The sequence below is a fragment of the Pseudomonas sp. B392_1p genome (assembly GCF_052245235.1).
Lineage (GTDB): Bacteria > Pseudomonadota > Gammaproteobacteria > Pseudomonadales > Pseudomonadaceae > Serpens > Serpens gallinarum.
Map to the genome: position 1 here is coordinate 1 of NZ_JBQPXM010000015.1, position 19407 is coordinate 19407.

A 19407-nucleotide genomic window follows, 5' to 3' on the forward strand; every position below is an offset into this window, starting at 1 on the left:
TCCGTGGCCGGCGAAAGCGTCTGGGATCACCCGTTCCTGTGGGGCTCCAAGCGTACCGGTCCGGACCTGGCCCGTGTTGGCGGTCGTTACTCCGATGACTGGCACCGTGCGCACCTGTACAACCCGCGCAACGTAGTGCCCGAGTCGAAGATGCCGTCCTACCCCTGGCTGGTGGAAAACCGCCTCGACGGCAAGGACACCGCCAAGAAAATGCAGGCCTTGCGCACCTTGGGCGTGCCTTACAGCGACGAAGACATCGCCGCTGCCAAGGATGCCGTGAAGGGCAAGACCGAAATGGACGCTATGGTTGCCTACCTGCAGGTCCTTGGCACCTCGCTCACGAACAAACGGTAACGCAGCTATGGAAATTGGGCTCATACGCGGTCTCGGAACCCTGGTGGTATTCATCGCCTTCATCGGCGTGGTGCTCTGGGCTTACAACAGCAAACGCAAGAAGGGTTTTGACGAAGCCGCCAACCTGCCCTTCGCCGATGAGTCCAAGTCCGACCAGCGCGAAGAAAAAGATTCCCGGAGTAATAACGAATGACCAGTTTCTGGAATTGGTACGTCACCATTCTCAGCCTCGGCACCATTGCGGCGCTGACCTGGCTGCTGTTCGCGACCCGCAAGGGCCAGCGTCCGGACAGTTCGGAGCAAACCACCGGACACACCTACGACGGCATCGAGGAATATGACAATCCTCTGCCCAAGTGGTGGTTCATGATGTTCATCGGCACCATCGTCTTCTCCCTCGGTTACCTGGCCCTGTACCCTGGCCTGGGTAACTGGAAAGGCATCCTGCCCGGCTACGAAAATGGCTGGACGGGCGTTGCCCAGTGGGAAAAGGAAGTGGCCAAGGCCGACGAGCAGTACGGCCCGTTGTTCGCCAAGTACGCTGCCATGCCGGTGGCCGAAGTGGCTAAGGACGAGCAAGCCCTGAAAATGGGCGGTCGTCTGTTCGCCTCCAACTGCTCGGTATGCCACGGCTCCGACGCCAAGGGCGCCTATGGCTTCCCCAACCTGACTGACGACGACTGGCTGTACGGCGGCGAGCCGGACACCATCAAGACCACCATCCTGCACGGCCGCACCGCCGCCATGCCGGGCTGGAAGGACGTGATTGGCGAAGACGGCATCCGCCACACTGCGGGTTATGTACGCAGCCTGTCTGGCCTGGAAAATCCGGAAGGACTTAAGGTTGATCTTGCCGCAGGTCAAAAGATCTTCGAGACCAATTGCGTAGTCTGCCATGGTCCGGATGCCAAGGGCTTGCAGATGCTGGGCGCACCGAACCTGACCGACCGCGTATGGTTGTACGGTTCCAGCTTCGCGCAGATCTCGCAGACCCTGCGCCACGGCCGTAACGGTCACATGCCGGCCCAGGAAGCCTTCCTGGGCAACGACAAGGTGCACCTGCTTGCTGCCTATGTGTACAGCCTGTCTCAGAGCGCTGGAGAGAAAAACTAACGCTCCAATGCGACCTAAGGTCGCACTGTAAAAGGAACCTTCAGGCGTACCATAGGTAGCTGGCTAATTGACCCTGGGTGGCATGCATCACCCAGGGCATCCACTTAAAGCTGTGGTACGTACTGATGAGCGAACAGATTCCCGTTAGAAATGTGACTCCCACGGTCAAATCGGCCGAAAGCGTCGACCTTTACGCCACGCGTGAAAAGATCTTTACCCGCGCCTTTACCGGCGTGTTCCGCAACTTCCGCCGTTTCGGCGGTGCCCTGCTCTTCCTGCTTTATTTCGGCACGGTGTGGCTGAACTGGAACGGCCGCCAGGCGGTGTTCTGGGACCTGCCCGAGCGTAAATTCCATATTTTCAGCGCCACCTTCTGGCCCCAGGATTTCATCCTGCTGTCCGCGCTGCTGATCATCTGTGCCTTTGGCCTGTTCTTCATCACCGTGTTTGCCGGTCGCGTCTGGTGTGGCTACACCTGCCCACAAAGCGTGTTCACCTGGGTCTACATGTGGGCCGAAAAGGTCACTGAAGGTGACCGCAACCAGCGCATCAAGCTTGACAAGGCGCCAATGAGCGCCAACAAATTCTTCCGCCGTCTCGCCAAGCACGCCATCTGGCTGGGCGTCGCACTGGCCACGGCGATCACCTTCGTCGGCTACTTCACACCGATCCGCGAACTGGTCCCCAACTTGCTGACCCTCGACGTCAGCGGCTGGGCGCTGTTCTGGATCGGTTTCTTCACCCTGGCCACCTACGGCAACGCCGGCTTCCTGCGCGAGCAAGTGTGCATCTACATGTGCCCCTACGCTCGCTTCCAGAGCGTGATGTTCGACAAGGACACGCTGATCGTCTCCTACGATCCGCGCCGCGGCGAGGCCCGTGGCCCGCGCAAGAAAGGCGCCGATTACAAAGCCGAAGGCCTGGGCGATTGCATCGACTGCACCATGTGCGTGCAGGTCTGCCCGACCGGTATCGACATCCGCAACGGCCTGCAGATCGAATGCATCGGCTGCGCCGCGTGCATCGACGCCTGCGACAGCATCATGGACAAGATGGACTACCCGCGCGGGTTGATCAGCTATACCACCGAGCACAACCTGTCCGGACAAAAGACCCGTCTCATTCGTCCGCGCCTGATCGGCTACGCCGCAGCGTTGCTGGCCATGTTCAGCCTGTTCATCTATGCCGTAGCTGCCCGCCCGCTGGTGCAAATCGACGTCCTCAAAGACCGCGTGCTGTATCGCGAGAACGAGGAAGGCCGCATCGAGAACGTCTACACCGTGAAAATCATGAACAAGGCACAACAGGACATGACGTTCACGCTCAAGGCCGATGGCCTCGACGGCCTGGTTTTTGAAGGCAGGCGCGACGTGCGCGTCGCTGCCGGCGAAGTGCTCTCGGTTCCGGTGGAGCTGTCCATCGAGCCGGAAAAACTGCCGTCGAGCACCAACACCATCTTCTTCCGCGTCCAATCCGCGGATGACGCACGCATCAACAATGACGCCGACAGCCGATTCATCGGCCCCGTCGTCCGTTAAAGCAAAAGGGCTAGTATGCAGTCGCAATCCGAAAGTCGCTGGTACAAGCAGTTCTGGGCCTGGTTCGTCATCGGCATCCTTGCCATGGCCGTGATCCTAGGCACCAGCTTGCTGGTAATCGCCATCAAGAACCCGATGAGCATGGTGGTGGACAATTACTATGACGTCGGCAAGGGCATCAATACCTCGCTGCAGCGAGAACAACTGGCGCGCAAGCTGAACCTCAAAGCCATGCTCACGCTCGATAACGAGACCGGTCTGGCGACGCTGCAGCTCGACGGCTACAGCAACCCGCCGCAATTGGAGCTGAACGTGATTTCGCCGACCCAGGAAGAAAAGGACCGGCGCATCATCCTGCAACCGCAAGGCGAGGGTCGCTACCAGGGCATGATGCAGGACGACACCATCCAGGGCCGTCGTTTCATCGAGCTGCTCGGCCAGGAAGGCGGCCAGGCCTGGCGCCTGTATGAAGAGAAGGATCTGCAGTCCGGCGAACCGGTCAGCCTCGGCGACTGAACCGCGCCACGATGAGCCATCCGACCCCCTGCTACCACTGCGGCTTGCCGGTTCCCTCCGGCAGCCGCTTTGTCGCGCCGGTACTGGGCGAGCGCCGTGAGTTCTGCTGCCCCGGTTGCCAGGCGGTGGCCGAAGCCATCGTCCAGGGCGGCCTGGAAAGCTATTATCGACACCGCAGCGAACCGTCGGCCAATCCCGAGACATTTCCCCAGGAACTCAGCGACGAACTGGCGCTGTACGACCGGCCCGACGTTCAGCAGCCCTTCGTCCAGCACCAGGGCGACCTCGCCGAGACCTGCCTGCTGGTGGAAGGCATCAGTTGCGCCGCCTGTGGCTGGCTGATCGAAAAGCACTTGCGCAGCCTACCGGGCGTCGCCGAAGCGCGGCTCAACTTGTCCAATCACCGCCTGCAGGTGCGCTGGGCTGACAGTCAGATTCCCCTCAGCGAGCTGTTGAAAAGCTTGCGCCGGGTCGGCTACGCCGCCCACCCCTACCAGGCCGACAAGGCTGCCGAACAACTGGCCAGCGAGAACCGCCGCGCCCTGCGGCAAATCGGCATGGCCGGCCTGCTGTGGTTCCAGGTCATGATGGCGACCATGGCCACCTGGCCGGAATTCAACCTCGACCTGTCCCACAGCTTCCACGTGATCCTGCGCTGGACGGCGCTGATTCTCACCACGCCGATCGTCTTCTATTGTTGCGGACAATTCTTCCGCGGTGCCTGGCGCGACCTGCGCACCCGTCACCTGACCATGGACGTGTCAGTGTCCTTGGCCATTGGCGGCGCCTACCTGGCCGGGATCTGGTCGACGCTGACCGGCCAGGGCGAGCTATATTTCGATGCCGTGGGCATGTTCGCGCTGTTCCTACTCGCCGGCCGCTACCTTGAACGCCGCGCCCGCGAACGCACCGCTGCGGCCACCGCGCAGCTGGTGAACCTGCTGCCGGGCTCCTGCCTGCGCCTGGACGCTGACGGCCAGAGCCAGCGCATTCTGCTCAGCGAATTGCAACTGGGCGACCAGGTATTGGTCCAGCCCGGCGCCCTGCTGCCCGCCGATGGACGCATCCTCAGTGGCCAGTCGAGCGTCGATGAATCGCTGCTCACCGGCGAATACCTGCCCCTGCCGCGTGGTGTCGGCGATCAGGTCACCGCCGGAACCCTGAACGTGGAAGGTCCGCTGACCGTGGAAGTACAGGCGCTGGGTGATAACACGCGGCTGTCAGCCATCGTGCGTCTGCTGGAACGCGCCCAGAGCGAAAAGCCGCGCCTGGCCGAACTGGCTGACCGAGTTGCGCACTGGTTCTTGCTGATCGTGCTGCTGGTGGCCACTGTGATTGGCCTCGTCTGGTGGCAGATCGACTCGGACCGCGCCTTCTGGGTGGTGCTCAGCCTGCTGGTCGCCACCTGCCCCTGTGCGTTGTCCCTGGCCACCCCCACTGCGCTGACGGCCGCCACCGGGAGTCTGCACAAGCTCGGCCTGCTGCTCACCCGCGGACATGTGCTGGAAGGCCTCAACCAGATCGATACGGTGATCTTTGACAAGACCGGCACGCTCACCGAAGGCCGTCTGACCCTGCGCGCGATCCACCCATTGCGCGATCTTGACCAGGATGCCTGCCTGGCCTTGGCCGCCGCGCTGGAAAACCGTTCCGAACACCCCATCGCTCGCGCGTTCGGCCGCGCCGCACAGGCCGCCGACCAAGTGGAAAGCCACCCCGGCCTGGGTCTGGAAGGCTGGGTCCAGGAACGTCGCCTGCGTATCGGCCAGCCGGACTTTGTTGCCGCGCTGCACGACCAACCGGCGCCGGCGATTCCCGGTGACCAAGGCCAGTGGCTGTTGCTCGGCGATGAACAAGGCCCGCTGGCCTGGCTGGTGCTTGATGATCGTCTGCGTGCCGATGCGCCGGCGCTGATCGAGGCCTGCCGCGAACAGGGTTGGCGCATCCTCCTGCTGTCGGGCGACAGCTCGCCGATGGTCGGTGAAATTGCCCGCCAACTGGGTATTGAAGAGGCTCGTGGCGGGCTTACACCGGATGCCAAGCTTGAGGTGCTGCAACAACTGCGCAGCAAAGGTCGCAAAGTGCTGATGCTTGGCGATGGCGTCAACGACGTGCCGGTACTGGCCGCCGCCGATATCAGCGTGGCCATGGGCTCGGCCACCGACCTGGCCAAGACCAGTGCGGACGCGGTGCTGCTCTCCAACCGACTCGACAGCCTGGTCCAGGCGCTGCCGATTGCCCGGCGCACACGGCGCATCATCATTGAAAACCTGGGCTGGGCAACGGCGTACAATGGGTTGATCCTGCCCTTCGCCGCCATTGGCTGGGTAACCCCGGCCTGGGCGGCAATCGGCATGTCGGTGAGTTCCCTGCTGGTGGTGTTGAATGCCTTGCGCCTGTCTGGCCAGCCCACACCTGGACACCAGGCCAGCGCCGGCACGGCACTTTCGCCAGCAACGGCGGATTGACGCCGCTCGCAGCCTACCGGAGGTTCCCATGGCCGCTCTGTATTTCATGATTCCCGTGGCCGTCATCGTCGTCGGCCTGGCCATCTGGCTATTCTTCTGGGCCGTGGACAATGGTCAGTACGATGACCTGGACAGCCCCGCCCACAGCATCCTGTTCGACGACGACGATCCCAAGCACCTGGCCGGTGTCGACAAGGCCGACGACAAACAACCGGAGCAGGACGACCCGCGTGCTTGAACTCGCCCCGCAGCTGGTTTCGGCGCTGATCCTCGGCCTGTTGGGGGGCGGCCATTGCCTGGGCATGTGTGGCGGCCTGATGGGCGCGCTGACCTTGGCTATCCCGGCTGAACAGCGCGGGCGCCGGGTGCGGCTGCTGCTGGGCTACAACCTTGGGCGAATTTTCAGTTATGCCGCCGCTGGCTTGCTGATTGGCCTGGCCGGCTGGGCCGTGGCCAGCAGTCCGGCCGCCATGGCGCTGCGTGTGGTCGCAGCCCTGCTGTTGATTTGCATGGGGCTATACCTGGCCGGCTGGTGGAGTGGTCTGACGCGCATCGAGGCCCTGGGCCGTGGCTTGTGGCGGTTTATCCAGCCGCTGACCAGGCGTTTCATGCCGGTGAGCAGCGTGCCCCGCGCATTGATTCTCGGCGCGCTGTGGGGCTGGCTGCCCTGCGGCCTGGTGTACAGCACCCTGTTATGGGCTGCCAGCCAGGGCAATGCCCTGGACAGCGCGCTGTTGATGTTCGCCTTCGGCCTCGGCACCTGGCCGGTGCTTCTGGCGACCGGGCTTGCCGCCGAGCGCCTTACCGCCCTGCTGCGCAAACGCGGCGTGCGTATCGCCGGTGGCCTGCTGGTGATTCTCTTCGGCTTGTGGACGCTGCCCGGGCCACACCAGGCGTGGCTGATGGGTCATGGCAGCCATGCACAACCGACCAGTGAACTGCATCAGCATTAATTGAGCGGCGGGCGGCTCGCTGTCGCTCGCGAGGCTTCCGGCTGGCCTCGGTCGATGCAAACGAGGCCTCAGTTGCCTGTAGGGTGGACAACGTTTTTATTGTCCACCGAGCGGAGGTGAGTGATGTGCAGCTGTAGAGCCAACTCGCTGGCGATCAGCAGGCTCGTTATCGCAGAAATTCAACCACCTGTTCACCGTCGAACGGCCAGTTCAACTCCGCACCGGTATCGCAGCGGCGCAAGACGGGGATGGTCAGCGCGTACTTCTCCATCCATTCCTCATGCTCGGCGATATCCACCAGCTCGACCAACAAGCCGTGTTCGACAAAAGGCATCAGCAGTGCCTCGGCCACTTCGCATAAATGACAGCCCAGGGTGCCGAAGAGTTGGCATTCGGGAGGCATCGCAATACTCCTCATGTTGATGTGCGCAGTTTAGCGCGCGCCCTGCAACGGGGCATCCCTGCCGGATGCTCCTTCGCAGAAACGGTGCAATACGCACCCCTGCTGTGCACTTCGCCAATGGCAAGCGACTGCATGTCCGCGTCATTCCTGGCATTGCCGTGACTGGTATGGCTCTTGCTCGGCTGGTGCTCTGTGGAGTTACCACCAACTAGAGGAATACAGGCGTGGAACTGACCAGGGAAATTCTCGCGTGCATGCAACACATACGGCGCCAGTTACGCAAAGAATTTGCGCTGGACCTCCATTTAGGTGAGAGCGATGCGGTGCCCCGCATGCTTGAATTGTGCGCACAGTCGACGAGCGCCGAGACCCGCGCCCTCGGCGAGCACCTCGGTGAGCTCAGCGGCATCCGCCGAGCCCCGCCCGCACTGACCGAGGCACAACTGATCGCCAAATACATGGAGCGCTACACCGGCACACTTCGTGGATGATGCTGCGTTTTCTATTCTTCCTACGTCGGCCATTTAATCCCTCAGCGAAGGATCTCGCGTTTTCTCAAGGAACCTTGCCCCGCTTCGATGCTCAGAAACAGGGACACCCATCGGCATCAGGAGACAATCATGGCCCTGAACGACCCGTTTGACCCGTCCCAACAGCCCGACACCTCGAGCTCGTTCGATACCCAATCCCGGTCCCCCATCGACAAGGAAGCCCACCGGCGCAACCTGCATGACGCGCAGCGGGCCTTGCGAGCGGAGTTTCAGACACTGATTGGCGATGCCGAGCGTTTGTTGAACCAGACCAAGGACAGTGCTGGCGGGCAAACCGAAGAATTGCGCGGCAAGATCACCGAGAACATCGAACGGGCCAAGTCAATGCTCAAGGACAGCGAAGCGAGCATGCGCGAGCAAGGCCAGGCGGCCCGGCAGGCCACCGAGGATTACCTTTACACCCACCCTTGGCAATCGTTGGGCATCGCTGCCGGAGTGGGCTTCCTGCTAGGCCTGTTAACTGCTCCGCGGCGCTGAGAGGTCCTGTGATGGACGCAACCACCCCCACTGGCGAGCCAGGCACCGAGCCCTCCCTGAAGCGGCTCGGTGGCGCGGCGCTCGGTCTGCTGCAGGGTCACCTGGAACTGTTCGGCCTGGAGTTCAAGGAAGAAAAGTCGCGTACCTTCCGTCTGTTTATCTACGCCGCGCTGAGCCTGATCTTTGGCTTGCTGGTGGTGATAGGCCTGTCGGCAGCCATCGTGATCGCCGCCTGGGAAACCCACCGCATGCTCGCCATCATTGCCCTGTGCGTGCTGTATGCCATCGGCCTGGCGATCTGCCTGGTCAAGGTCGTGCATCTGGCTCGCCAGGGAGAAAAACTCTTTCATGCCACCGTGGAAGAATTGGCCCGCAACCGGGAGCGCCTGCTGCCATGAGCCCCCTCACTACCCCACCGCTGCACGAACAACGCAAGGAGCTGGTGCGCTTGCGCATGGAAATGCACCGCCAGCAATTGCGCTACCACTCTGAGCCCATCCGCCACCCGTTGAACGGCCTTCGCCAATTGTTCAGCGCCAGCTCTTCGCAGTCGCGAGCGAGCAACACCACGCCGATGATGCTCGCCGGCACCGCGTTTCTGGCCTTGTTCGGCAAACGTCTGGGAGTCATCGGCAAGCTTGCCCGGGTCGGCCTGTTGGTCTATCCGGTGGTGCGCGCCATGCAAAAAAAAGCAGAGAACGGCAATCCCCACCCCACATTGCAACGCCGGCCAATCCAGCATCGACTTTAGCAATGTGAGTCAGCCGCGCCATCGGTTCCATCAGGTCGGAGCCAGTTTGCTGACGATGACGGACTTGATTGCAACGAGTAGCCAGCAAGCTGGCTCTTACAACTTCCGAGGAGACCCGTAGGCCACTTTCCACCTCCAACGATCGCGCTCGGTGAGCAATCGAAACTGTTGTCCACCCTGCCAACCGTCACCCCTGCGCCACTCGCCGGCTCGCTTGCAGGGTGGTTCATTAACGTCGAAGCTAACGGCCTTTCCCTGGATGAGGATAGGCCTGTGGACTGGCAGACCCTGCTTAACCAAGAACGTCTCGGCAAGCCGCTCAGCAGCGAAGAACCTGGACGTAGTCCGTTCCACAAGGACCACGACCGGGTGATTTTTTCCGGCGCCTTCCGCCGTTTAGGTCGCAAGACCCAGGTGCACCCGGTCACCAGCAACGACCATATCCATACCCGCTTGACCCACTCGCTGGAAGTCAGCTGCGTCGGCCGGTCCCTGGGTATGCGCGTCGGCGAAGTGTTACGGGATGAATTACCCGCCTGGTGCGACCCCGCCGACCTCGGCATGATCGTGCAGTCCGCATGCCTGGCCCATGACATCGGTAATCCGCCCTTCGGCCATTCCGGCGAAGATGCCATCCGCCATTGGTTTCAGCAGGCTGCCGGACGCGGCTGGCTGGACGAGATGAGTGAAATCGAGCGCAGCGACTTCCTTAACTTCGAGGGCAACGCCCAAGGGTTCCGTGTGCTCACCCAACTGGAATATCACCAGTTCGACGGCGGCATGCGCCTGACCTACGCCACCCTGGGCACCTACCTCAAATACCCCTGGAGCGCGCAGCACGCCGAAGCCCAGGGCTACAAGAAACACAAATTCAGCTGTTACCAGAGCGAACTGCCGATTCTGCAGAATGTCGCTCAGAAGCTAGGCCTGCCACAAATTGCCGAGCACCGCTGGGCCCGACATCCTCTGGTGTACCTGATGGAGGCGGCGGACGATATCTGCTACGCGCTGATCGATCTGGAAGACGGCCTGGAAATGAACCTGCTCGACTATCCGGAAGTCGAGTCGCTGCTGCTCAGTCTGGTCGGTGACGACCTGCCGGAAACCTACCGCATGCTCGGCCCCAACGACTCGCGGCGGCGCAAGCTGGCGATCCTGCGCGGCAAGGCCATCGAGCATCTGACCAACGCTGCAGCTCGTGCCTTCGTCGAACAGCGCGACAACCTGCTGGCCGGTACACTACGCGGCGATTTGGTCGAACACATGCATGGCCCGGCGCGCTATTGCGTACAGCAAGCCAAGGCCACCGCGAGGGAGAAGATCTTTCAGGACAAACGCAAGACCTTGCATGAGATCGGCGCCTACACCACTTTGGAAATCCTGCTCAACGCTTTTTGCGGCGCCGCGCTGGAACAGCACGGCGGGCGCACGCCCTCGTTCAAGCATCGGCGGGTTCTGGATCTGCTCGGCAATAATGCCCCTGATCCCCGCCGGCCGTTGCACCATGCCTTTTTGCGTATGATCGACTTCATCGCGGGAATGACCGACAGCTACGCCAGTGAAATGGCCCTGGAACTGACCGGGCGCGCCAGGCCGCTGTGATTGAACATTCGTCATAACGGCCAGTCTATCCTCCAGGCGCAAGCCGAGCGCAGCAGCCGTATGGCGGTGATACGAGGCTGCCCATGGGCGTCCCTCTAAGGGTTAGCCGTCGCAATATTCTTAATCTGCAACAGCCAGGTGCGTCTTGCGCAGATGCCCGAATGGCCTGACAGGAAGCTCAATGTAATGTCCCGGGGAATTCTCTGTAGGCCGTTAAAACCCGTGGTGTGGGTAGCGCCGCGTGTTGTTCCGTACCCTACGCAAGCTGATAACGTCTCGCCTCGTTACTTCCTTGCCTGCCTTCGCTGCTGATATGGCCCAGGTTCGACCTCACGCCCGTCGCTGGCGAATCCGTGCCTCGGCCTGGAGCATCGCCAGCATGGCGACTGTCGGCTGTGCATTGCCGTTGGCACTGGGTCTGGTCAGTGGCCACAACGGGTTTCTGTGGGCTGCGCTGGGCGCTTTCCAGGCATCGCTGGCCAACCCCCTGCATCGCTTTGGCATGCTGCGCATGCTGCTGATTACGCTCGTGGGCGCCTGCAGCGCCGGTGTGGGGTACTGGTCGGGCACGCAACCGCTGGCCAGCCTGATGTTGTTCGCCGCCATGGGGCTGCTATTGGCCCTCTTGCAGCGCTATGGCAACGAGGCCGGCAAGCTCGGCCTGGCCTTGGCGGTTTGCCTGTGCCTGGGCCAGGGCAGCTACGGCGAAGGGGACCTGCATTCGCCGGCGGCGGTGTCCGCCCTGTTCATTCTCGGCGGCCTGTGGACCACCCTGCTCGCCTTCATCCTGCGCGGCTTGCATGCCTTGCCCACCTGGCCTCCCATGCCGCGCCTGCTCGCCGTGCTCAAGGTGCTGCGCAACCATGCTCGGCAAGCCCCCCAACAGCAATGGGCCCTGCACGCACTGGCGTGCATGGTGGCCCTTGGCGTAGCCGGCTGGCTGAATGACGTGCTGCAACTGGGTCATGGCTACTGGCTGAGCCTGACCGTGGTGATTACCCTGCAGCTGAATGTGGTGCCCAGCTTCAAGCGCGTGCTGCAAACAGTTGTGGTGGTGCTGATCGCCAGCGCGCTGCTCACCGCCGTTGGGCATAGCCTACTCACCCCGCTGATGCTGAGCGCCTGCCTGCTGCCCGTACTGTTCTTCAACCGTGCGCTGCAGGCCAACCATTACCTGCTGTTTTCCCTGCAGACCACGCTGTGCTGCCTGCTGTTGCGCGAAAGCCTGGCGCTGGATTGGAACGATCCACAAAGCCGTCTGCTCAACGTTCTGCTCGGCAGCCTGCTGGTGCTGCTGGTGGCGCTGTTGACGCATCTCATCAAGCGGCTGCTGACCCGACGCAACAAGGCCATTGCCTGACGGGCAGCATGTCCGTAATCAGCGCCGATCGTAAACACCCGCCGACGAAGTCACCTCTTGCGGCAGGCTGCCCGGTCACTGCGCACTTCCATCCCACCCCTGCGTAACGAGTGCCCCAGCAAACACAACCAATAAATTCGCGCCAATAAAAACGCCACGTCTCCCAAGCAGGAAGACGTGGCGTTTAGCACAGCAGGCAGGCTCACAGCCCGTCGACCGAGCGCGATGGACTGCCCTCGTTACTCTGCGGTAAAGGTGCGTGGCCGCAGCACGTCGGGCTTGAGGAAGTCCTTTTCGCCGACGTTGTCATGATCACCCAACAGTCGACCGTTCACCTTCAGGCCGTAGCTGGTGTTCGCGTGAAAGGTCTTCAGATACTTCTCGCGGGTTTCTCGTACATCGCCGGTGTAACGGGGCTCCTGCGGACGTTCCTGGCTGTTGATGTAATAGGCCACATCCCAGGCGTCCTGATCGCTCAAGCTGTTCGGCCGGCCCAGCGGCATGTTGTGTTTGACGAACGAGGCCAGGGTGAAATGCCGGACCAGGCCAGCCCCCCAGTTATTCGAGCCGTCGCCCCAGGTAGCCGGGAACACCACCTTGCCATTTTGCACCAGGCCGCTGCCGTCGGCGCCATGGCACATGACGCAATTGGTTTCGAAGACCTTTTTGCCGCGGGCATAGTCCATGCCCTTGGCCGGCTCTGGCAGGCGTGGGTAGCCACGCCCATAGATCTGGCCCCCGGGATACATGGGCACGCCCTTGGCCAGCCACTGGTGATAGGCCGCCAGGGCAATCATGTCATCGCTGCCATAGGCGGGCGGCTTGCCGTTCATGGAGTAGCTGAAGCAGCCGGCAATGCGCTCCTCCAGGTTATTCACATGACCGTTCTTGCCGCGAAAGTCCGGCAGAGTGACCGCCGCCGGCCACACCGGACCGGCAAACGGCTGACGCCCTTCGCCCATGTGGCAACTGCTGCAGTTCATGTTGTTGAACACGTTCTTGCCGCGCAGTTGCTGGGTGTTCACGAACAGGTCATGCCCCCGACGAATCACCCGTTTGAGTTCCGGGTGCATGTTGTTTTTTTCCAGGTCTTCCATGGTGGGCGGTACATGCACGAACTGCCCTTCCTTGGGCTGCGGGACATTGGCCGGATAACGCGCCTCGGCCTGCACATTCAGACTGACCAGGCTGACCAGAGCGGCGAACGCCCAGGCCTGTGGAAAATAACGTGTGGAGATGTTCATCGATTCGCTCCTGATCACCGGGCCGATTGACGCGAGAGCCACTGCGACACCGCACGGATGTCACGCTCGTCCAGACGCTCGGCAATGGCCAGCATCAAATGTTGCGGATCGTTGTCACGCGTGCCGTTCTTCCAGGCGCGCAATTGGCCGGCAAGGTAATCGGCGTGCTGTCCGGCAATTCCCGGGAAGTGCGCGCCCACACCCTGGTTGTCCGGCCCGTGGCAGCTTTGGCACGGCACGATGTAGCGATCCCAGTCGCCTACGGTCGCGAGTTTTTCGCCGTGGGCCAGCTCGTCGGCGCTGGCCTTTTCTCCGCCCTTGGCGGAGCGAGTGGGCAACTGACTGAAATACACCGCGACATCGCGCATCTGCTGCTCGCTGAGCATGTTCGCGAACGGCGTCATGGTCGCACTGGTGCGCTTGCCGCTCTTCATATCCTGCAGTTGCTTGAGCAGATAATCGGCATCCAGCCCGGCCAAACGCGGCCAGGATTCCCCGCCTGGGATGTTCATGCCGTTGCCGTCAACCTGGTGGCAGGCGGCACAGATGGCAGCCGCCTGCTGGCCGGACTTGGCGTCGCCGTCCACGGCATGGGCGCTGGCAATCCCTAACCCAAGGGCCGCAATGGCCACCGTGAATGTACGTTTCATTTTCATTGTTCTTCCCCCTGCGAACATCGAGAAAACCACGCATCAATTGGGTGCGACAAAAAAACTCACACGCCACATAGGGATATGTTGCTGGGGCAGAATTAACGGAGCATTAAGGGAAACTCTGAAAGCACTCTCCCGTAAAGCGAGAGCGTTAGGCGCTACGGGCGCCGCCACTCCCTTTCTGAATGCCTCGACACCGCCTACGGCAGCCAAGTGATGACCAGCTGGGCATAATGCCAACCTCTCTTTTCTTGCCGTGAGAATGCGCATGCATGTCTTACTCACCGAAGACGACACCCTGATCGCCCACGGCATCGTCGCCGGGCTGAACGCCCAAGGGCTGACCGTCGACCATGCCACCACCGCTGCGCAGGCCGAGGCTATGCTGCACGCCGCCTGTTTCGATGTGCTGATCCTTGACCTCGGCCTGCCTGATGAAGACGGCCTTGCCCTGCTGCAGCGTTTGCGCCGCCAGGGCTTGAACCTGCCGGTACTGATTCTTAGCGCCCGTGACGCAGTGGCCGAGCGGGTTGCCGGCTTGCAAGCCGGCGCCGACGATTACCTGCTCAAACCCTTCGACCTACGCGAACTGGCCGCGCGCCTGCACAGCCTGCTGCGGCGTGCCGCCGGACGCTGCGTGAACCTGATCGAGCATGGTCGCCTGCGCTACGACCCGAGCGGTTGCCAAGCCTTCCTCGATGGCGTGCCGGTGGACCTGTCACGCCGCGAACAAGCCTTGTTGCAAACCCTGCTGAACAACCGTGATCGCGTGCTGAGCAGCGCGCAATTGAAGGATGCGGTCTACGGCTTCAGCGACGATGTGGAAAGTAACGCCCTCAACGTGCACATCCACCACCTTCGTCGCAAGCTGGGCCCCAGCATCGTCGAAACCGTGCGTGGCCTGGGTTACCGCCTCGGCCCCGTCGGCGACTCCATGCCCGTGCGCGCGACTGCCGAGCCATGAGCCTGCGCCTGCGTCTGTCGCTGATCCTTGGCACGGCCTTTCTACTGCTCTGGTCACTGGCGGCAGCCTGGATGCTCTATGACCTGCGCGATGAGATGATGCGGTCGCTCGACCAGCGCCTGGCCTCTTCCGCACGCATGGTCGCCGGGCTGATCGCCCAGGTGCCGCAACCGGTGCGCAACGAGATGCACGAACGCCGCCTGAGCGCCGAACAGCTAGGTATTCCCAACGGGCTGACCTGCCAGGTCAGCTCACTGCGCGGCGAAATTCTCTCGCGCAGCCATTCCACCCCGGATCGCCAACTGGATGCCGGCGGCAAAGGCTTCCGCACCCAGGTCATCGAAGGTATTCCCTGGCGCAGCTTCACGCTGATCCAGGACGACCTGCGCATCACCACCGCCGACCGCATCGATGAGCGCACTGTCATCGAACACTCGATCTGGCTGAGCGCCGCCGTGCCGGTCGGGTTGGCCTTGCTGGGCAGCCTGATGATTCTCTGGCTCGGCATTGCCCATGGCCTGGCGCCGCTGCAACGCATCCGCGATGCGCTGACTCAGCGCGGTGCCGACGACCTGCAACCCCTGCAGGTGCCGGCGCTACCGAGCGAACTGCGACCGCTGGTGGCCTCGCAAAATCAGCTCTTACGACGCATTGCCGAGGCCGTTGAACGCGAACGCAGCCTGACCGACAACGCCGCCCACGAACTGCGCAGCCCGTTGACCGCGATCAAGACTCACCTGCAGGTGGCGCGCATGACCGAAGGCGCCACCGCCGCCCAGGCGCTGGCCCACGCCGAAGAAGGTGCCAACCGCCTGCAATGCACCCTGGAACAACTGCTGCTGCTCGCGCGCCTGGACGGCGACGTGCCGTTCGACGATGGTCTGCGGTGCAACGCTGCGGACATTGCCCGGTTGGCCATCGAGGATGTCAGCACGTCCCATGACACGCCCATCATCCTGCACCTGGGCGAAGACCTGTCGCCCGCCCCGCTGGACATGCCGCCTTCTCTGGCCATCACCGCACTGCGCAACCTGCTGGAGAACGCGGTGCGCCATACCGCGCCAGGCACATCCGTCGAACTGCAGGTAGAACACATCGACGACACTGTCGATTTTACCGTGCGTGACCATGGCCCCGGCATCGCCGATGAGCACATGCAACATCTCACCCAGCGTTTCTGGCGACACGGCCAGGGCGGCAGTAGCGGACTGGGGCTGGCCATCGTACAGGCCATCGCGCAACGCTGCGGCTGCTCCCTGAGCATTGCCAATGGCCTAGGCGGTCTTTCAGCCAGCCTGACCACCCGCCTGCGCAGGCAGACCTGAGGCCCTATCGCTAAGCTGAGAAGCAAGCCCTCTGGGCCTCATTGGAAGATGGCTGCCACAGGAGTTCTGCATGTTCCACTCGGCTCGTAGCTACGCCCGACGCCTGCCCCTGCATGTTCACATCGCCCTGCTGATTGGCGCCCTGCTACTGATCAGCGCACTGATTCTCGGTTTTTTTCATTACCGGCAAACCAGCCAGATTATTTATGACAGCAGCGCCAAGCTGTCCCAGCAGATCCAGCTTGCCGTAGAGCAGGACCTTCAACAGACGTTCACGCCGATTCGCCACTTGCTCAACCTGCTCGCCCTCGCACCCGCCGCACAAAGTGACAGCCTGCCACAGCGTATGGCGCTGTTCGAACCCTTCATCCAGGCCTTGCGCGACAACCCGCAGCTGGACTCGCTTTACCTGGGCTACCCGGACGGCGATTTTTTCATGGTCCGCCCCCTGCGACACGCGCACTTGAAGGCTCTCCTCAATGCGCCAGCGCAAGCCACCTATCAGGTGTGGTCCATCGAGCGTCGCAATGGCGAGCAACATTCCCTTCATCAGTTTTTCGATAGCCACATGCAGCTGATCAGTCAGGTGCCACAAGCCGTGGAGCCCTACGATCCCCGGCTACGCGAATGGTACGCCAGCGCGGGAGAAAGCGATGACCAGATCACCACCGAACCCTATGTGTTTTATTCCAGCCGCCAAGTCGGCACCACCCTCGCCCGGCGCATCGGCATGGGCCCGGTGCTGGCCGCCGACCTTACATTGGCCAATCTGTCCGCCACGCTGGCCCGTCACAACGTCACCCCGGATACCCAACTGGTGCTGTTCGACAGCCAGGGCCGCGCCGTGGCCTATCCGTTGAGCGAGCGTCTCGTGGTGGGTAACGACGCCAACGACCTGATCCAGGCACGCGAACTCAGCCCTGGCCTGGCGGCCTTGCTGGACATGCCCGACCTGCTCCAGGGCCGCCTGCATCTAGCGGGGCGCAACTGGCTCGTCTCCCGCAGTCACTTGTACGAAGGCGGTCCCAAGGGGCTGAACCTGGCGATTTTGGTACCTGAAGATGAACTGCTCGCCGATGCTTTGCGCATCCGCTGGCAGGGCGCGCTGATCACTCTCGGCGTGCTGCTGCTTTGCCTGCCGCTGGGTTGGCTGGCTTCGCGGCTGGTGGTCAAGCCGCTGCGCGATCTGGCACGCAATGCCGAAGCCATCGGCCGCTTCGATTTCAGCCATCCCGGTACGGGGCGCTCACTGGTACTGGAGGTCGATCAGCTGGCGCTGGTCATGCAGCGCATGAAAACCAGCCTGGCCAGCTTCCTGGAAATCAATGCCTCGCTGGCCGCCGAAACCCGCTACGACGAACTGCTTGAACGCGTGCTGCGCGAGACCGTAGGCATCGCCCAGGCCGACGCCGGCCTGCTGTACCTGCGCGATGCCGACAGTGGACGACTGGAACCCCACGGCTGGATCTGCGAAGGCATCGATGCCGATTCCTGCCTGGAAACCCACCGCCTGACCCGCTATGCCGACAGCGCCAGCGCGCCGGTGTGGCTGCGCCAGCCCGCTGAGGGCGGCGAAAGCATGGTACTGGCCCTGGGCTACGAACAGGCCGAAGACTTGCGCGTACTGCTGGATACGCTCCAGTGCCGGCAAGCCCACCTGCTCACCTGCGGGCTGCATAACCGCCAGGGCGACACCATCGGCGTGCTGCTGCTGGCCAACCGGCACAGCAGCGCCCAGGATGACGACCCGAGCCTACTGCAACCGGAACGCATCGCCTTCGTCGAGGCCGTCTCCGGTGCCGCTGCCCTGAGCATCGAAAGCCAGCGTCTGCTGAATAAACAAAAGCAACTGCTGGACGCCTTCATTCAGGTCATCGCCGGCGCCATCGATGCGAAAAGCCCCTACACCGGCGGGCACTGCCAGCGCGTGCCGGAACTCGCCATGATGCTCGCCAAGGCCGCCGCCGCCAGCAACGCACCGGCATTCGCCAACTACCGTCCCAATGCCGACGACTGGGAAACCCTGCACATTGCCGCCTGGATGCACGACTGCGGCAAGGTCACCACGCCCGAATATGTGGTCGACAAAGCCACCAAGCTGGAAACGATCTACGACCGCATCCATGAAATCCGCACGCGCTTTGAAGTGCTCAAACGCGACGTCTGGATCTACTACTGGCAGGCCCGCGCCGCCGGCGCGGACGACGCCGCACTGGCCACCAAACGCGACCGCCTGCTCAACGAACTGGACGATGATTTCGCCTTCGTCGCCCAGTGCAACCTGGGCGGTGAAAACATGGCCGATGTCGACCTGCAACGCCTGCAGCGCATTGCTGAACGCCGCTGGCTGCGCACCCTCGACGACCGCCTGGGGCTGTCCTGGGAAGAAGCCCAGCGCAAAGCGCAACATCCCGCCCTTCCCCTTCCGGTGGAAGAAAAACTCCTCGCCGATCGCCCCGAGCACTGTATCGAATGGCCCGCCCAGGAACGCCTTGAGCCCGACAACCCCTGGGGTTTTCACATGCAGGTGCCGCAGCACAAATTCAACCGCGGCGAACTGCACAACCTCTCCGTCCGCCACGGCACCTTGACTGAAGAAGACCGCTACATCATCAATCACCACATTGTGCAAACCATCATCATGCTCGAACAGTTGCCCTTCCCCGCCCACCTGCGCGACGTACCGAACATGGCCGGCAGCCACCACGAACGCATGGATGGCAACGGCTACCCACGTCGCCTGACCGGCGCACAAATGAGCCTGCCGGCTCGCATGATGGCCATCGCCGACATCTTCGAAGCACTCACCGCCGTCGACCGCCCTTATAAGCGCGGCAAGACCCTCAGCGAAGCTCTCGGCCTGATGGCCACCATGTGCCGCAACCGGCACATCGACCCGGAGTTGTTCGAACTGTTCGTACGCAGCGACGTGCCCTGGCGCTATGCCAAGCGGTATTTGCAGGAAGAGCAGATTGATGACGTGGATGTTGAGGCGGTGTTGCAGAGGGCAGCGTGTGGGGCGGATGGCTGACAGCCTGTATTGATTAATCAGGCAATTCCCCCTGCGCGGGAATGACGAGTAACTCCCGTCGTCCTCGCGCAGACGTGGACCCAAAGGCTTTGAGGCGTCTACGA

20 protein-coding genes are annotated in these 19407 nt (G+C 62.4%); 17 read left to right on the forward strand and 3 right to left on the reverse strand.

What is annotated here, in order from left to right; translation table 11 throughout:
* The 8 genes from ACTV8E_RS18175 to ACTV8E_RS18210 all read left to right on the forward strand — a co-directional run.
* Window positions 1-354 (forward strand): cbb3-type cytochrome c oxidase subunit II (locus ACTV8E_RS18175; RefSeq protein ID WP_443200401.1); only part of this gene is annotated, 354 nt, incomplete at its 5' end.
* Window positions 355-361: 7 nt separating this feature from the next.
* Window positions 362-547 (forward strand): cbb3-type cytochrome oxidase subunit 3, encoded by a 186-nt coding sequence (locus tag ACTV8E_RS18180; RefSeq protein ID WP_443200402.1) that lies wholly within the window; start codon window positions 362-364, stop codon window positions 545-547.
* On the forward strand, window positions 544-1467 hold the full coding sequence (ccoP, locus tag ACTV8E_RS18185) for a cytochrome-c oxidase, cbb3-type subunit III (protein WP_443200403.1): 924 nt from the start codon (window positions 544-546) through the stop codon (window positions 1465-1467). The genes ACTV8E_RS18180 and ccoP overlap by 4 nt, the downstream gene beginning before the upstream one ends.
* Before the next feature lie 125 nt (window positions 1468-1592).
* Window positions 1593-3005, forward strand: a complete 1413-nt coding sequence (ccoG, locus tag ACTV8E_RS18190; RefSeq protein WP_443200404.1) for a cytochrome c oxidase accessory protein CcoG — start codon at window positions 1593-1595, stop codon at window positions 3003-3005.
* A gap of 15 nt (window positions 3006-3020) precedes the next feature.
* The gene (locus tag ACTV8E_RS18195; RefSeq protein ID WP_273534933.1) at window positions 3021-3521 is read left to right on the forward strand and encodes a FixH family protein; all 501 of its coding nucleotides are present in this window, start codon (window positions 3021-3023) and stop codon (window positions 3519-3521) included.
* 11 nt (window positions 3522-3532) lie between these two features.
* Entirely contained in the window at window positions 3533-5989 is a 2457-nt protein-coding gene (locus ACTV8E_RS18200; RefSeq protein ID WP_443200405.1) for a heavy metal translocating P-type ATPase, read from the forward strand.
* 28 nt (window positions 5990-6017) lie between these two features.
* Entirely contained in the window at window positions 6018-6227 is a 210-nt protein-coding gene (ccoS, locus tag ACTV8E_RS18205; RefSeq protein WP_443200406.1) for a cbb3-type cytochrome oxidase assembly protein CcoS, read from the forward strand.
* Complete coding sequence (locus ACTV8E_RS18210; protein ID WP_443200407.1) at window positions 6220-6942, forward strand: sulfite exporter TauE/SafE family protein; 723 nt, start codon at window positions 6220-6222, stop codon at window positions 6940-6942. Before ccoS ends, ACTV8E_RS18210 begins: the two co-directional genes overlap by 8 nt.
* A gap of 166 nt (window positions 6943-7108) precedes the next feature.
* Here ACTV8E_RS18210 and ACTV8E_RS18215 read toward each other — a convergent pair whose 3' ends face one another.
* A complete protein-coding gene (locus tag ACTV8E_RS18215) occupies window positions 7109-7345 on the reverse strand; it encodes a glutaredoxin family protein (RefSeq protein ID WP_251836322.1) in 237 nt (78 codons plus the stop codon).
* A 224-nt stretch (window positions 7346-7569) separates the two neighbouring features.
* Here ACTV8E_RS18215 and ACTV8E_RS18220 point away from each other — a divergent pair, with 224 nt between their 5' ends.
* From ACTV8E_RS18220 to ACTV8E_RS18245, 6 genes are all read left to right on the forward strand, one after another.
* On the forward strand, window positions 7570-7836 hold the full coding sequence (locus tag ACTV8E_RS18220; protein ID WP_443200408.1) for a hypothetical protein: 267 nt from the start codon (window positions 7570-7572) through the stop codon (window positions 7834-7836).
* A gap of 129 nt (window positions 7837-7965) precedes the next feature.
* On the forward strand, window positions 7966-8373 hold the full coding sequence (locus ACTV8E_RS18225) for a DUF883 family protein (protein WP_251836324.1): 408 nt from the start codon (window positions 7966-7968) through the stop codon (window positions 8371-8373).
* Between the two features lie 11 nt (window positions 8374-8384).
* Complete coding sequence (locus ACTV8E_RS18230) at window positions 8385-8771, forward strand: phage holin family protein (RefSeq protein WP_251836325.1); 387 nt, start codon at window positions 8385-8387, stop codon at window positions 8769-8771.
* Entirely contained in the window at window positions 8768-9124 is a 357-nt protein-coding gene (locus ACTV8E_RS18235) for a hypothetical protein (protein WP_251836326.1), read from the forward strand. The genes ACTV8E_RS18230 and ACTV8E_RS18235 overlap by 4 nt, the downstream gene beginning before the upstream one ends.
* A 273-nt stretch (window positions 9125-9397) precedes the next feature.
* Complete coding sequence (locus ACTV8E_RS18240) at window positions 9398-10726, forward strand: deoxyguanosinetriphosphate triphosphohydrolase (RefSeq protein WP_443200409.1); 1329 nt, start codon at window positions 9398-9400, stop codon at window positions 10724-10726.
* A gap of 379 nt (window positions 10727-11105) precedes the next feature.
* The gene (locus ACTV8E_RS18245) at window positions 11106-12086 is read left to right on the forward strand and encodes an FUSC family protein (protein ID WP_251836328.1); all 981 of its coding nucleotides are present in this window, start codon (window positions 11106-11108) and stop codon (window positions 12084-12086) included.
* 239 nt (window positions 12087-12325) lie between these two features.
* On the opposite strand, the gene ACTV8E_RS18250 is transcribed toward ACTV8E_RS18245, so the two are convergent.
* Both ACTV8E_RS18250 and ACTV8E_RS18255 read right to left on the reverse strand, forming a co-directional pair.
* Window positions 12326-13330 (reverse strand): c-type cytochrome, encoded by a 1005-nt coding sequence (locus tag ACTV8E_RS18250; RefSeq protein WP_443200410.1) that lies wholly within the window; start codon window positions 13328-13330, stop codon window positions 12326-12328.
* 14 nt (window positions 13331-13344) lie between these two features.
* On the reverse strand, window positions 13345-13980 hold the full coding sequence (locus tag ACTV8E_RS18255; protein WP_251836330.1) for a c-type cytochrome: 636 nt from the start codon (window positions 13978-13980) through the stop codon (window positions 13345-13347).
* Window positions 13981-14251: 271 nt separating this feature from the next.
* On the opposite strand from ACTV8E_RS18255, the gene ACTV8E_RS18260 reads away from it, so the two are divergent.
* From ACTV8E_RS18260 to ACTV8E_RS18270, 3 genes are all read left to right on the forward strand, one after another.
* Window positions 14252-14947, forward strand: a complete 696-nt coding sequence (locus ACTV8E_RS18260) for a response regulator (protein ID WP_251836331.1) — start codon at window positions 14252-14254, stop codon at window positions 14945-14947.
* Window positions 14944-16272 carry an ATP-binding protein gene (locus tag ACTV8E_RS18265; protein ID WP_251836332.1) on the forward strand — a complete coding sequence of 443 codons (1329 nt, stop codon included), beginning with the start codon at window positions 14944-14946 and terminating at the stop codon, window positions 16270-16272. The genes ACTV8E_RS18260 and ACTV8E_RS18265 overlap by 4 nt, the downstream gene beginning before the upstream one ends.
* A 70-nt stretch (window positions 16273-16342) precedes the next feature.
* Window positions 16343-19303 carry an HD domain-containing phosphohydrolase gene (locus tag ACTV8E_RS18270; RefSeq protein WP_443200411.1) on the forward strand — a complete coding sequence of 987 codons (2961 nt, stop codon included), beginning with the start codon at window positions 16343-16345 and terminating at the stop codon, window positions 19301-19303.
* Window positions 19304-19407 lie beyond the last annotated feature (104 nt).